Origin of the sequence: Winogradskyella sp. (assembly GCF_013042245.1) — a bacterium.
Taxonomy (GTDB): domain Bacteria; phylum Bacteroidota; class Bacteroidia; order Flavobacteriales; family Flavobacteriaceae; genus Winogradskyella.
Map to the genome: position 1 here is coordinate 1 of NZ_JABDQL010000074.1, position 13,976 is coordinate 13,976.

The 13,976-nt window shown below is 32.8% G+C and carries 16 protein-coding genes; 7 read left to right on the plus strand and 9 right to left on the minus strand.

Translation table 11 applies throughout. The annotated features are described in order from the left end of the window. Window positions 1-176: 176 nt before the first annotated feature. From HKP48_RS06105 to HKP48_RS06125, 5 genes are all read right to left on the minus strand, one after another. Complete coding sequence (locus HKP48_RS06105) at window positions 177-437, minus strand: helix-turn-helix transcriptional regulator (RefSeq protein ID WP_296343925.1); 261 nt, start codon at window positions 435-437, stop codon at window positions 177-179. 426 nt (window positions 438-863) lie between these two features. Beyond that, the gene (locus HKP48_RS06110; RefSeq protein WP_296343897.1) at window positions 864-1,016 is read right to left on the minus strand and encodes a hypothetical protein; all 153 of its coding nucleotides are present in this window, start codon (window positions 1,014-1,016) and stop codon (window positions 864-866) included. 48 nt (window positions 1,017-1,064) lie between these two features. Then, the gene (locus HKP48_RS06115) at window positions 1,065-2,663 is read right to left on the minus strand and encodes a S41 family peptidase (protein WP_296343899.1); all 1,599 of its coding nucleotides are present in this window, start codon (window positions 2,661-2,663) and stop codon (window positions 1,065-1,067) included. After that, a complete protein-coding gene (locus HKP48_RS06120) occupies window positions 2,593-3,063 on the minus strand; it encodes a CPBP family intramembrane glutamic endopeptidase (RefSeq protein WP_296343901.1) in 471 nt (156 codons plus the stop codon). Before HKP48_RS06120 ends, HKP48_RS06115 begins: the two co-directional genes overlap by 71 nt. Window positions 3,064-3,371: 308 nt before the next feature. Further along, on the minus strand, window positions 3,372-3,830 hold the full coding sequence (locus HKP48_RS06125; protein ID WP_296343902.1) for an Lrp/AsnC family transcriptional regulator: 459 nt from the start codon (window positions 3,828-3,830) through the stop codon (window positions 3,372-3,374). 160 nt (window positions 3,831-3,990) lie between these two features. Here HKP48_RS06125 and HKP48_RS06130 point away from each other — a divergent pair, with 160 nt between their 5' ends. Then, entirely contained in the window at window positions 3,991-5,205 is a 1,215-nt protein-coding gene (locus HKP48_RS06130; RefSeq protein WP_296343903.1) for an aminotransferase class I/II-fold pyridoxal phosphate-dependent enzyme, read from the plus strand. A gap of 8 nt (window positions 5,206-5,213) precedes the next feature. Here the strand turns inward: HKP48_RS06130 and HKP48_RS06135 are convergent, their stop codons facing one another. Both HKP48_RS06135 and HKP48_RS06140 read right to left on the minus strand, forming a co-directional pair. Next, window positions 5,214-6,248: a metal-dependent hydrolase gene (locus HKP48_RS06135; RefSeq protein ID WP_296343905.1), complete on the minus strand. Its 1,035-nt coding sequence runs from the start codon at window positions 6,246-6,248 to the stop codon at window positions 5,214-5,216. Between the two features lie 53 nt (window positions 6,249-6,301). Continuing rightward, window positions 6,302-6,568 (minus strand): hypothetical protein, encoded by a 267-nt coding sequence (locus HKP48_RS06140; protein WP_296343907.1) that lies wholly within the window; start codon window positions 6,566-6,568, stop codon window positions 6,302-6,304. A gap of 179 nt (window positions 6,569-6,747) precedes the next feature. On the opposite strand from HKP48_RS06140, the gene nhaC reads away from it, so the two are divergent. From nhaC to HKP48_RS06160, 4 genes are all read left to right on the plus strand, one after another. Next, window positions 6,748-8,244: a Na+/H+ antiporter NhaC gene (nhaC, locus tag HKP48_RS06145; RefSeq protein WP_296343909.1), complete on the plus strand. Its 1,497-nt coding sequence runs from the start codon at window positions 6,748-6,750 to the stop codon at window positions 8,242-8,244. 191 nt (window positions 8,245-8,435) lie between these two features. Then, window positions 8,436-9,080, plus strand: coding sequence for a peroxiredoxin (locus HKP48_RS06150; RefSeq protein ID WP_296343910.1), 645 nt, complete (start codon window positions 8,436-8,438; stop codon window positions 9,078-9,080). A 79-nt stretch (window positions 9,081-9,159) separates the two neighbouring features. Next, window positions 9,160-9,468 (plus strand): thioredoxin family protein, encoded by a 309-nt coding sequence (locus tag HKP48_RS06155; RefSeq protein WP_296343912.1) that lies wholly within the window; start codon window positions 9,160-9,162, stop codon window positions 9,466-9,468. 2 nt (window positions 9,469-9,470) lie between these two features. Beyond that, entirely contained in the window at window positions 9,471-9,728 is a 258-nt protein-coding gene (locus tag HKP48_RS06160) for a hypothetical protein (protein ID WP_296343914.1), read from the plus strand. A 42-nt stretch (window positions 9,729-9,770) separates the two neighbouring features. Here HKP48_RS06160 and HKP48_RS06165 read toward each other — a convergent pair whose 3' ends face one another. After that, a complete protein-coding gene (locus HKP48_RS06165) occupies window positions 9,771-10,241 on the minus strand; it encodes an ankyrin repeat domain-containing protein (protein WP_296343916.1) in 471 nt (156 codons plus the stop codon). A gap of 71 nt (window positions 10,242-10,312) precedes the next feature. Next, the gene (katG, locus tag HKP48_RS06170; protein WP_296343918.1) at window positions 10,313-12,538 is read right to left on the minus strand and encodes a catalase/peroxidase HPI; all 2,226 of its coding nucleotides are present in this window, start codon (window positions 12,536-12,538) and stop codon (window positions 10,313-10,315) included. A 265-nt stretch (window positions 12,539-12,803) separates the two neighbouring features. Here katG and HKP48_RS06175 point away from each other — a divergent pair, with 265 nt between their 5' ends. Next, on the plus strand, window positions 12,804-13,523 hold the full coding sequence (locus tag HKP48_RS06175; RefSeq protein ID WP_296343921.1) for a hypothetical protein: 720 nt from the start codon (window positions 12,804-12,806) through the stop codon (window positions 13,521-13,523). A gap of 73 nt (window positions 13,524-13,596) precedes the next feature. Beyond that, on the plus strand, window positions 13,597-13,833 hold the full coding sequence (locus HKP48_RS06180) for a DUF2007 domain-containing protein (protein ID WP_296343923.1): 237 nt from the start codon (window positions 13,597-13,599) through the stop codon (window positions 13,831-13,833). Window positions 13,834-13,976: the final 143 nt, after the last annotated feature.

Here is a 13,976-nt window from a genome sequence, read left to right on the forward strand (position 1 = left end):
ACAGTTAATCTAGAAACTGTATGACCATTTACCCTTTGATGTGACATAAAAACAAAGGTAGGTATTTTTAGAAGCTAAAGCGGATGCACTAAAGTGCATAGTTTTAACTATTTTTGGGACCAATAAAAAATGCCTAAAAACAACATAAAATTGATTGGGGATTTTATCCTCCAGTGTTATATAAATATAACAGTGTAAATATCTTGTATTACCTCATTAGACACGATACTCAATTTGAGTAAATTACTTAAAATAAGATTTTTATTGATTTTTAGCATACCTACTAATTCTCTTGTTGAAGAAATATTTAGCTTTTTTAAGATATTTCTTCTGTGAGTATCGACCGTATGAGAACTAATATTTAGACGCTCTGATATTTCTTTACTGGTCAAGTCTTGGACTAATAACCTTATAACATCTCGCTCTCTATAACTAATACCAACGGATAATAATTTTTGAGAATAAGTATAGAAAAATACTGTTTCCTATTTATTGTTTTCATTTAGCAATTTTGCAGAAGCAGAAATATAAATGCTTATATCTTCTTTTAAAACAGTATAATACGCCTACCCTTTAATTGGCTTTCCAGTATTATCAAAGGCTAAAGGAGTTGTATTCTGGATGATATTTACGTACTTATTTTCAGCATTTTTAAATCTATAACTCCATGTGTAGTTAGCTTTTTATCGCTTTTTATCTTCTATATTATTTAAAGTAAATTCCATCAATTCATTTAATGCTTTGAGCCTTTTTCTAAATCCTCGGGGTAAATTCTACTCTAGAAATAACGCATGCCTTAAGCTTTAGCGGACTTGCATCTAAACCAATATAAGACTTAAAGTTTTTACTGATATATTCGAAAGTTAGAGTTTGCGTGTTGGTAATACAATAAAAGTAAAACTATAAGGTAAATAGGGGTCTAACTCTATAATCTTGTTAATATCCGCCTCTAAAGAGGGTTTGTCATAAGATTTAAAAATAGACTTGTAAACGTCTTTAATTTGACTGTATTTCATTATTTATTTTATAGTTAGAATGCCTAAATTAAAAAAAACATAGGATATCTACTTTTTCTTTTCGGTATCGTCTAAAACCCATTCTAATTCTGGGTCAACCCCGTTAAGCCTATCTTGGTACGTTGGTATAATCTCTATATCTGGTGTTACACCAAAACCATCTGGCTCAATTTTGTACTTAGAGTCGATATGCATCAAGCCTATTCTTGCTCTAACTTTGGTATTTGGTAGTTCGTAATTTTTGTAAAAACCTGCTACTGTGCCATTGTAAGCTCCACCCGTTTCTTCGCCAACAATAGTAGCTCGTTTACTTCCTTTTAATTGCGTAGATATTATAGATGATGCCGAAAATGAATTTCCATTAATCAACACATAAACATCTCCCTTAAAATTTAGCGGACTTGGCTCTGTTTCTTTTGCGGATTTGAATTTATAATACAATTGACCATCTTTTTTGCTAGTACGCAATATATCATTGACCAAAAACCCTGGTGATAATAAGCTATAAATAATTTTAGTTCCCAAGGCACTTGTGTTACTATATGCTACTTTAAACCTCGGTAATCTTCTATTGATTTCACTTTTATTTATTAATGTAAAGTTTTTATCTGTTAAATACGAATACAAATTGGTGATTTCATTTAAGCGACCACCGAAATTATCTCTTAAATCAATGACTAGATTTTTTGTGCCAGCGGAATCGATTTTTTTAAATACTTCTTTGTAAAAATCTTTATACTTTCCTCTGCTAAAACCTCTTATTTTCATATAAGCTACTGCACTATCCTTACCAATAAACTTAAATAATCTGTTGTTAGTTTTAGTCGTATAGTTGTAACCGTACTTTTGACGGTCTTTTCGCATTTTTTTAAACTTTGCTTTCTTAGCTTTTTTCTCGGTCTTAGTTAATTTCTTTTTAGATGGTAGCTTTTTTAAGGAATCTAATTTTGTCGAATCTGTTTCTTTCTTTTTTTCGACCTTAGGTAATCGCTTGTATTTTTTTATGAATGTAGAATCTGCATTTCTTAAAGTTAATGAGATACTATCAAAACGTCCAATGTCCCTATTGTAATAACCAAAAAAACGTTTTCCAGCTACACGCTTATGAAATGTAGTGTTGTAACCATCTGAGGCTATTGTTTTTTTAAATTTATGTATTAAATAATTAGTTGAAACACCGTCCACCTTTAGAATTTCGACATGTTTTAAAAGTGAATCGTTTCCTTTAGCATTACTGATAAACAATGTACCTTTAAGGTATTCTGTTTTAAGATTATTGATGTCAAATTTTAACTTCAGATTAGCTTTTCGCTCTTTTCTATCAAATCGTTTTGAAGGCGGAGACAAAGACATATGTCCTTGACCAACATACTTCGTCACCTGTGCTAATTCTTTGTAAAAGTCCCGACTTGTCATTGGAGTATTGATTGCTGTCTTTAAGCTATCAAATTTATAATCCAAAGTTTCCTTTGATGTAAACTGATACAAGCGTGGATGCAAACGTTGTAATTGTTTATAAACGGCATCAACGTCTTCGTGTAAGTCTTCAATTGGATGTAATTCTGTTACAGCTTTATTATAAGTAGCTATACTTCCACAAGATGATACTGCAACTGCTACGAAACATAAGCGTAAAAATCTCTTCATCTAAAATTTTGATTTGATTAAAAATAATGTCTTTCTTACAAAGACGCAAAATACATGAAAAAGGTTGCCTACAAATTAATTGAGAAGGAAATCCCAGCATATCACCCATGCCAACAGTAAACAAACAACACCCATATACGGAGTGCTTAATGGATACCAATAGCGTAGACTTTGTTTTTTGAAAAGTAAGTGCAAATAAAATTACACCGAGAAAGGTTAATAAGCTAACCAAAGTATTTTTAAAAAATATATGTGCTAATGAAAACAAAGCAGCATTAATGAGTATAAACAACTTCTCATTTTTAAATAGTTGCTGACAACCTCTGAAGAAGAACGTTCTATATATTAACTCTTGTGGATAAACTAAAAAAAAGAGTACACAAATAATATTATAAGCCATAATATGGGCTTGTTTAATAGTACCACGTATAAATTTGAAGCATCTGCAAACCACATGTATAGTGTAGTAATTATTGCAATTACGACTAACTTAATTAATGTTAGCCTCCAAAATTGTTTCCAATTTAGCCCTTTTGTAATTTCAAATTTTACACGCTCTATTCTAAATAAAATAAATGTGATGTACGCTAACCCCAAACTACCAATTACTAGCTTTATGATGAAGGAGAAAGGCTAAGCAAAGTTTATAGGGATTACAACAAAAATGATAAACAATTCTGCAAGTCTATAGTTTATAATTTTCATTTATTATACGGTAATACCTGTGGTATGTTTAACCTCGCTAATCATAAACATACTATGTGTACTGCCAATATGGTCAATATTTGTGAGTTTATTAACCATGAACTCTCTGAACTCTTTAACATCAGAAACAAGAACTTTTAATATATAGTCATAGTCGCCACTAATATGGTAACATTCTAAAACCTCATCTAACTTTTTGACTTCGCGTTCAAACTTAATCACATAATCTTGAGAATGCTTAACAAGCTTTATATGACAAAAGGCTATAAAATCTTTTTCTACTCTTGTTTTATTTACCAGAGCAACATAACGATCAATAACATTGTTGTTTTCAAGTTTTTTTACACGCTCATAAACTGCCGTAACGGAAAGTCCCAAGACATTTGAAAGCGCTTTTGTAGTTTGTTTACAATCATTCTGAAGCAATTGTAACAGTCTTTTATCTATATCATCAAGAACCATAATGTAAATTTTTCGTTTTTAATACAGTTATATCCTACAATTACAGAAAAATAATTTAAATATATTATTAATTACAGCTTTATTTTCTAAAATATATAATTATCATTGATTTTAATTCTAAAATATCCGAATTTTGAATAGAATTTAAAACGTAACAATCATGGCTTTTAAACCCGCTAATAACATTCAAGATTTACAATATTTTGGCGAATTCGGAGGTGTCAATCCTTCAATTTCCGATTCTTCAACATATACTTTCCTCTCTGCAAAAACAATGTTTGACACTTTTGAAGGTAACGCTGATGGCTGTTACCTCTACTCACGTCACTCAACACCTTCAAATTTTTACTTAGGTGAAGCACTCGCGGCTATGGAAGGTACGGAGACTGCAACTGTTACTGCTTCTGGTATGGGTGCTATAACTCCCGTTTTGCTTCAACTATGTGGTAATGGAGAACATATTGTAAGTAGCCGAACTATTTACGGTGGGACGTATGCGTTTCTAAAAAACTTTGCGCCTCGTTTAGGCATCGATACCACATTTGTAGACATTACAAATCTCGAAACTGTCGAAGCTGCCATTACACCTGAGACTAAGGTCCTATATTGCGAGTCTGTAAGTAATCCTTTGCTTGAAGTAGCCGACGTTAAAGGTTTAGCTAAATTAGCTAAAAAATATAATCTACAGTTAGTTGTCGATAATACGTTTTCGCCGTTATCTGTTTCACCAAAAAAACTTGGAGCTGATATTGTTATTCATAGTTTAACAAAGTTTATCAATGGCTCTAGCGATACTGTTGGTGGTGTGGTTTGTGGCACACAAGAACTTATAGACCAATTACGTAATGTCAATGATGGTGCTGCGATGCTCCTTGGCTCAACTATGGACAGTTTACGTGCAGCTTCAATTTTAAAAAACTTGAGAACCCTACACATACGAATGCAACAACATAGCTACAATGCAAATTACTTAGCTAAGAAGTTTGAAGATGCAGGCTTAAAAACTGTTTATCCTGGTTTAAAATCACATCCGTCTCACAACTTATTTAAGTCTATGATTAATGATAAGTATGGTTATGGAGGCATGTTAACCATAGATGTAGGAAGTTTAAATAAAGCAAATGCTCTAATGGAATTAATGCAAGAAAGAAATCTTGGTTATCTTGCTGTGAGTCTAGGATTTTACAAAACATTATTTTCAGCACCTGGAAGCTCCACATCGTCAGAAATTCCTGAAGAAGAACAAACTGAAATGGGCTTAAGTGATGGTTTAATTCGTTTTTCTATAGGCTTAGATGCTGACATCGAAAGAACTTACGATATGATGCATCAATGCATGATTGAATTAAATATTCTAGAACATGAAATAGCTTAACAAAGCATCTATTTTCCTTTTAATCGTTTTATCATTGGGCCAAATACGGACTCTAACGAAGCGTCTTCATTAATTTCTGGACGGCTATTTTTTATATCCCATCGTCCATTATTATTGAAAACTCTAAAAGTAAATAATGATGTTTTAGCATCATTGGGGTCTAATAAAGGATAGCGTAAATCGCTATAGATAAATTTATCCTTGTTCTCTGAAGGTCTAATACTATAGTATCTATCACTAAACCATGCTAACTTCGACAAATCCCTATCATTCATTGGAATAAGATGTTGTTGTTTATCGATTTTTGTCCAATCGTTTATAACTTTTTTGTTATCCAGTAATGAGTAAAAGCCTACATAGTATTCCGTTTCAGTTTCAGCGACACCATACCACAAAACATTATTAAAAATTGTGGGTTGGGTTTGAAAACGTTTAAAAGCAATATTGTTCTTAACTAATGAATTTTTATAAACCCAATTGACGTAGTATTTATTAAAAACTGTAAGTACTAAATAAACCGAACTAATAACAACTCCTAGTTTTAACCAAAGTTGTCTTTTAGGCTTTGTTCTTTTAAAAAACATTAATACAATAAGACTAATCAAAAAAGGAAGTGTGTACAATGGGTCGACTACCGCAATGGTATTAAATGCAACTCTATAGTCTGAAAAAGGTGAAAATAGTTGTGTTCCATATGGTGTAAAGCAATCTAAAATAGGATGTGTAAATAAGGCCAAAAAGAAAAGCAAAACCCAATCTTTCAAATTAGTTGTATGCCAACGTTTGCCTTTATCATATAGTTTAAACACAAGCCAACCAAATACAATTGCTCCAAGAATGGCAAAAAGTATCGAATGCATAAACCCACGATGAAACGCCATGGCTTGTATTTCATTACCATAAAACAAGGCACCTACAAATACATCCAAATCTGGAATTGTACCGCCAATAGCGCCAAACAATAATGCTTTGTTTCCGATTTTCTTACCCAGAACAGCTTCGCCACAAGCAGCACCTAAAACAATTTGAGTTAATGAATCCAACTATAATTAAATTAAAACAATGGTGGTGAAATTAATTATTAAAATGGATACTTCTAGATTAATGAACGATAGATTTTAATTTTTTCAGTGATTTTTACGATTTCAATTTTTAGTTCTTGCTCAAAAGACTTCATTTCCTCTATTCTACTAGCATTATCCATCACTGTTGGGTTTACTTCCATTGAAGACACATAATTAAGAGTCATAACCTTTTTACAAAGTTCACTATTTGCTCTACGAAGTTCAATTTTAGCTTCTAAAGAAGATATGCGACTCTTTCTGAATCTTTTTATTGCTGAACAAATTTTTGTGGATACCATAGCTAAATAATTATATCTAAAGTTCAGATTTACCTAAAATATTGACAAACAGAAAGTTAAAATCAAATTAGTTTTGCCGATGAAATACTTATCTATTCGATAAAGTAAATTATAATGGCTTAATTTGTTATAAGAGTAAGATTATTGTAAAATTACGTAATCAAAAAAACTAAACGATAATGCAAGAAGACAATAACACATCTAGTTTTAAAGCAAAAGATCAAAATATTGTAACCAACAAAGAATTAAATATCTGGGAAGCATTAATACCAGTAATTGCTCTTGTAGGTATGCTTGCATATAACATATATGTCTATGGTGATGACGCCTTAAGTGGTAGTAATCAGTTTATCTTATTAATGGGTGCTGCTGTAGCTGCCGTTGTAGGTTTTTTTAATAAAGTAAAATACAAGCGTATGCTCGAAGAAGTCGCTGAAAATGTTAAGTCTACAACTGGTGCACTTCTTATTCTTTTAATGGTTGGAGCTTTGGCAGGAACTTGGCTGATTAGCGGTATAATCCCAACTATGATTTATTACGGATTACAGATTTTAAACCCTACTATTTTTTTAGCTGCCTGTGTTATTATATGTGCAATTATATCTATCGCAACAGGAAGTAGTTGGACAACTTCTGCTACTGTAGGTATTGCGCTGGTTGGAATAGGAGAAACACTAGGTATATCAATAGGTATGACTGCTGGTGCGGTCTTATCTGGAGCTTATTTTGGAGATAAAATGTCTCCTTTAAGTGACACTACAAATTTAGCGCCTGCAATGGCTGGTGGAGAATTATTTAGTCACATTAAATACATGGCATTAACTACAATACCAACAATAGTGTTGACACTTATAATTTTTATAATAATCGGTCTTAATGTTGATACCACAGGAACACCACAAATAGCTGATAAACTAAAAGCAATTGATGGCGCTTTTAATATTAGTCCATGGCTTTTTATTGTACCCGTATTGGTGATTATTATGATCATTAAAAAAACACCTCCATTAATTGCCTTATTACTTGGTGCTTTACTAGGTGGTGCAACAGCTATTATTGCTCAGCCAGAAATTGTTATGTCAATTGCAGGCGCAGAGTCTTTGACTTTTCAGTCTGCATATAAAGGTGTAATGAATGCATTAACCGTTGATACTGCTGTCACGACATCTAGTGCCGAATTAAATGACTTGTTTACTGCTGGCGGAATGAAAGGAATGCTTGGCACAATTTGGTTGATTGTATGCGCTATGGTTTTTGGTGGAGTAATGGATGCCATTGGAGCACTATCAAGAATTACTGATGCGCTATTAAAAATGGCGACTTCAATTTTTGGTCTATTTGCAAGTACAGTTGCAAGTTGTTTAGCCCTAAATTTAACAGCATCTGACCAATATTTAGCTTTAGTAGTTCCTGGTAAAATGTTTAAAAAAGCTTATGAAGACAAAGGTTTAGCTCCTGAAAATCTTAGTCGTACACTAGAAGATTCCGGTACTGTAACCTCTGTTTTAATTCCTTGGAATACCTGTGGCGCTTACCACTCAAAAGTTTTATTCGGATATGCTGGTGCAACTGCATATATACCTTATGCGTTTTTTAGTATTATAAGTCCATTTATGACATTACTATTTGCAGCTTTTAGAATAAAAATAAAAATGTTAAGAAAAGGAGACTCATAATACTTCAATATTTGAGTAAAATATTCATAATATATCTAAAATTCTAAAGGTTAAATTGTCAATTCCTTAAGATTCTAACACCTATTATAAAGCCTTATTTTACAATAACTTTTTGCTATATACAATCCTTTAAAGATTTGTTCTATGTTGTAATTTTGTATAAAATATTCACAACATAAAAACAATTATATATGTCATTTGTAGGAAAAAAATTCCCAAACCTTAGCGTAGATGCTATGAACGAAATGGGCGATACTTTTAAAGTAAACGTATTAGAAGAGGCTCAAAAAAACAATAAAAAAGTAGTATTATTTTGGTATCCAAAAGATTTTACTTTTGTATGCCCTACAGAATTACACGCTTTTCAAGCTGCTGTTGCAGAATTCGAAAAGAGAAACACTATTGTAATAGGAGCATCTTGTGACACTCCTGAAGTACATTTTGCTTGGTTAAGCACAGCAAAAGACAATGGTGGCATTGAAGGTGTTGAATATCCTTTATTAGCAGATAGCAACCGTAACCTATCTAGTGTGTTAGGGATTTTAGATATAACTAACGAAACTTTTGATGAAGAAACTGGTACTGTTCAGGTTGAAGGTGATAACGTAACATATCGTGCCACTTACATCATTGATGAAGAAGGAACTGTACAACACGAAAGTATTAATAACATGCCGTTAGGTCGTAACGTACAGGAATACATTCGTTTAGTTGACGCTTTAACTCACGTTCAAGAAAAAGGTGAAGTTTGTCCTGCTAATTGGGAAGAAGGAAAAGAAGCAATGCAAGCTAATGCAAAGGGAACTGCGGAATATTTAGCAGCACACCTAAACTAAGAAATTCAAATAAATTAAATCTCGAAGCAAAAAAAGTGTTTCGAGACTTGATTTTCTTCTATGAATAAAAAAATAAGTTATGATTAAAGAATTAAACGAAGATAATTTACAGAGTGTTATCGCAGAAAACGACAATGTTGTTGTACAATATTCTGCATCATGGTGTGGAAACTGCCGCATTATGAAACCTAAGTTCAAAAAATTAGCTTCAGAAAACGAAAACACTGTTTTTGTTGTAGCTGATGCTGAAAAATTTCCAGAAAGTAGAAAACTAGCGACTGTTGATAATTTACCAACATTTGCAACATTCAAAAAAGGAACATTTAAAAATCAAGTTCAGACAAACAAATTTGATGTTTTAAAAGAACTTGTTGAAGAAGTTATATAACTATGAAATTACCTGTAATAAAGCATCTTACACAGTTTATTGAAAACAATGACGAAGACTTCGTGATTGAAACTATTGAAACACTTGAAGATTTAACAGAGGTTCCTTCTCTCAAAGATGAAGAGTTAGATGTTATTGGTGAGCTTATATCGAACATGTACGGCGCTTTAGAAGTCAATAAAATGATTAAAGATGGTACTGCAAAAAAAGAGGCATTAAATACGTTTATGCAACGTGTAATGGGTTCTATCGATAATTAGAAAAAATAGACAATAAAAAAAGCCACTAAAAAGTGGCTTTTTTTATTTTAGCAAGGTTGCTATTTTTTGAAAATTCTTTTCTTCAGCATAGAAAAGGGCGGATTTTTCAAATCCATCTTTTAAGGACTTATCAGCTCCTTTTTTTAATAGAAACTTGACGATTTCTTCTTGCTGGTACATCGTTGCAAAAATTAAAGGTGTAACATCTGCGTTATTACGAGCGTTAATATCTGCACCGTTATTTAATAATAGTTCTGCGATTTGGATATTTCCTTTAAAACTAACTCCTATCAAAGCCGTGTTGCCTGACGCATCTTTAACATCAACCTCAGCATTATATTTCAAGAGAATTTCTGAGGCTTCTTTATTATCAAAATAAGTAGCAAATATAAGTGGCGTAAAGCCTCTAGCATCTTTTGCGTTTACAATTTCAGGGTTGTTTTCAATTTGTGTTTCTAGCCTGTCATTAAGGCCTTTTCTTATTGTATCAAAAAATAATTCTGTAGCGTTCATATAACTTTAATTTAATAAAAAAGGAATGCACTTTTAAAAGCACATTCCTCTTCTTCTTAATTAATTCAATCTTATTTTAAATCAAAACGATCTAAGTTCATTACCTTGTTCCAAGCTGCAACAAAATCATTAACAAAACGTTCTTCTCCATCGTTTGCACCATATACTTCAGCAACTGCTCTTAATTCGGTATTAGAACCAAAAATTAAGTCTGCACGTGTTCCTCTAAACTTTACTGCGCCAGTTCGGCGGTCGCGACCTTCAAATGATTTGTCGTCATCGGATGTAGCGCTCCATGTGTAAGTCATATCTACTAAATTACTAAAGAAATCGTTTGTAAGATGTCCTACATTATCAGTAAATACACCATAATCAGACCCATCATAATTTGCACCCAATACGCGCATTCCGCCTAAAAGGACCGTCATTTCTGGTATAGAAAGACCCATTAAATTTGATTTATCGATTAATAAATCTTCTGCTTTGACATCTAGATTTGGATTAACATAATTTCTAAAGGCATCGCCAAGTGGCTTCAGGTAATTAAATTGTTCAATATCGGTTTGTTCTTGAGTTGCATCACCTCTACCTTGAGAAAATGGAACCGAAATGTTATGACCAGCATTTCGTGCAGCTTCTTCAATTGCAGCATTACCAGCAAGCACAATTAAATCTGCAATAGATACTGTACCATTAAATTCTTTTTGTATTCCTTCTAGAACATTAAATACTTTATCTAATTCTTCAGGGTTATTCACCTTCCAACTTCTCTGAGGCTCTAATCTTAGACGTGCACCATTAGCACCTCCTCGTTTATCTGAATCTCTGTAAGTCGAAGCAGAAGCCCAAGCCGTTCTTACTAATTCAGGTATGCTCAAACCTGAAGCTAAAATCATTTTCTTCAATGACTCTATATCTGAATCACTCAGAGTATAATTTACTTTTGGTATTGGGTCTTGCCAAATTAATTCTTCACTAGGTACCTCAGGACCTAAATAACGATCTATTGGCCCCATATCTCTGTGGGTTAATTTATACCAAGCTCTTGCAAAAGCATCTTCAAAGGCTTTGTGGTCTTCATGGAAGCGTTTTGAAATTTCTAAATACGTAGAATCTATTTTAAGTGCTATATCAGCAGTTGTCATCATTAAAGATTGCTTACCGTTTGGGTCACCTGCTGTTGGTGCCATTCTTGCTTTAGATTCTGTTGTTGGTGTCCATTGGTGTGCTCCTGCAGGACTTTTAGTTAATTCCCAATCGTAATTCAATAATACGTCGAAATAATCTGCATCCCATTGTGTTGGGTTTGGTGTCCATGCGCCTTCTATACCACTAGTAATGGTATCATCTAAAACACCACTTTTATAAGTGTTTTTCCAACCCGTACTCATTTGCTCAATGGGTGCACCATGTGGTTCTACACCTACATATTTGTTAGGGTCTGCTGCACCATGAGCTTTTCCGAACGTGTGTCCACCAGCAATAAGCGCTACAGTTTCTTCGTCATTCATCGCCATTCTACCAAAGGTTTCTCTTACATTTTTTGCAGAGCCTAGTGGATCTGGATTTCCGTTTGGACCTTCAGGATTAACATAAATCCAACCCATCATTACTGCAGCAAGAGGATCTTCTAAATCTCCCCCATTATAACGGTCTTCGTTTGCTCCCCATTCTGTTTCGCTTCCCCAGTACACATCTTGTTCTGGTTCCCATATATCTTCTCTGCCACCAGCAAAACCAAAAGTTGGGAAGCCCATTGACTCTAAAGCCACATTTCCAGCCAATATCATTAAATCTGCCCAAGAAATTTTATTACCGTATTTCTTTTTTATAGGCCATAATAATAACCTAGCTTTATCTAAATTACCGTTATCTGGCCAACTATTTATTGGAGCAAAACGTTGATTACCTGTAGCAGCACCGCCTCTACCATCACCAACTCTGTAAGTACCAGCGCTATGCCAAGCCATACGAATCATAAATCCTCCGTAATGACCGTAATCTGCAGGCCACCAATCTTGAGAATCTGTCATTAGATTCGTAAGGTCCTTCTTTAATTCGTCATAATTAATACTATTGAATGCAGCAGCATAATCGAAATCTTCACCTAAAGGGTTAGATTTTGTGGCATGTTGTCTTAAAATATTTAATTTTAATTCGTTTGGCCACCAATCTCTATTTTTTACTCCGCCGCCTCCGACGGTTTTTTGTTTACCACTTAAAAAAGGGCAATTAGCAGCGCTAGATTCATTTAAATCTGAAGGACTATTGCTACTTGAATGTGCTTTATTTTCCATATTTTATATCTATTGTATCTATAGCTTTAAAGACATAAAGTTAAAAAATTAAATAACCATTAAGAAGAAGCTCTTCATATTTTATATTAATTTTTTTATAACGTATATCAATAGCATTAATCAATTAAATTAATAACACCTATTAGCTACATCTTTTGTTTAATCTTTTACCCAAAAAAGAGCCTATTAGATTTATTTGTTAAACACAAATGTTAAAGACTTGTACTGCATTGATTTGATTACTATTTTTATAAATAAAAACGCTATGTTATTGAAAAAGACAAATATTGAGGAAAAACTACAGCGCTTAAAAAGAAAAAATTATTCTGAGGATTCTGTACTTGAAGCTGTTAAATCCATCTTAGAAAAAGATAATAATACAGAATACCGAATTCTTGATACTATAAACTCTGGTAAATCAACAAATATAAATTCTTTTGATTTTGAACTTCTCGAAACTGAATATATTTACCATATTGACCAAATTAAAAGTATTTGTATAGATTACCGCTTACGCTTTTTAGATACCAAATATTTTAAAGGAAAATTACCCTATGAAGCTATATCTAAAATTAAAGCTATTGAAAAAGCACATGATACAGAACTCAAAGGCTTCAAAATCATAGCACCTTCTAAATTATTCAAATTAGAAAATGCAGATGACCCACTGCTTTTTGCTCCTATTGGCAATGGCTATTACTACTTAGTACACAAATGGGGAAATGACCTTAGTCCATTCCGTAAATTATTGATGTGGCCTTATAAGAATTTTGGCAATCTTATTTTTACTGTATTTATTATGAGTATTTTGGCTACGGCTTTATTCCCTGAAGGTATATTTTCTAATAAGCCAAATTCATCACAAGCAGGCATGATTTTCTTCTTTATTTTTAAATCTATAGCTGCAATGGTTATTTATTATGGCTTTGCCGCAGGAAAAAACTTTAATAAAGCCATTTGGGATAGCAAATATTACAATGCTTAATTCAGGAAATATAGTGTAACATTTATCAAAATTTTGTAACTTATAGGTGCATTAACATTTAAAACCTATAATTATGAGTGATACTGAATATACCAAAGTTTACGGTGGCAATTTTATACTAGTCACTCGTATAAAGAGTGAACTAGAGGCTGTTGGAATTATCCCAATCATTAAAGATGAAGGCGAATCTCAACGCTTAGCGGGATACGCATCTATGAATCAAGGATTTCAAGACATCTATGTTAACAATGAAGAGCTTAAAAAGGCTGTAGAAGTAGTTAATCGCGTAAAGGCTGAAATGGAAACTTAATCATAATAAATTCAGGGCAAACGCATCAGGGCAAAATCATACTTTTAAATTATTGTTGTCCGATAAAACTCAAAAGTAGCACAAAAAGGTATTCCAACCCCAGTAAAATGGTTTGTTTTTTAGGATTTTAAAATAGTAAGCCC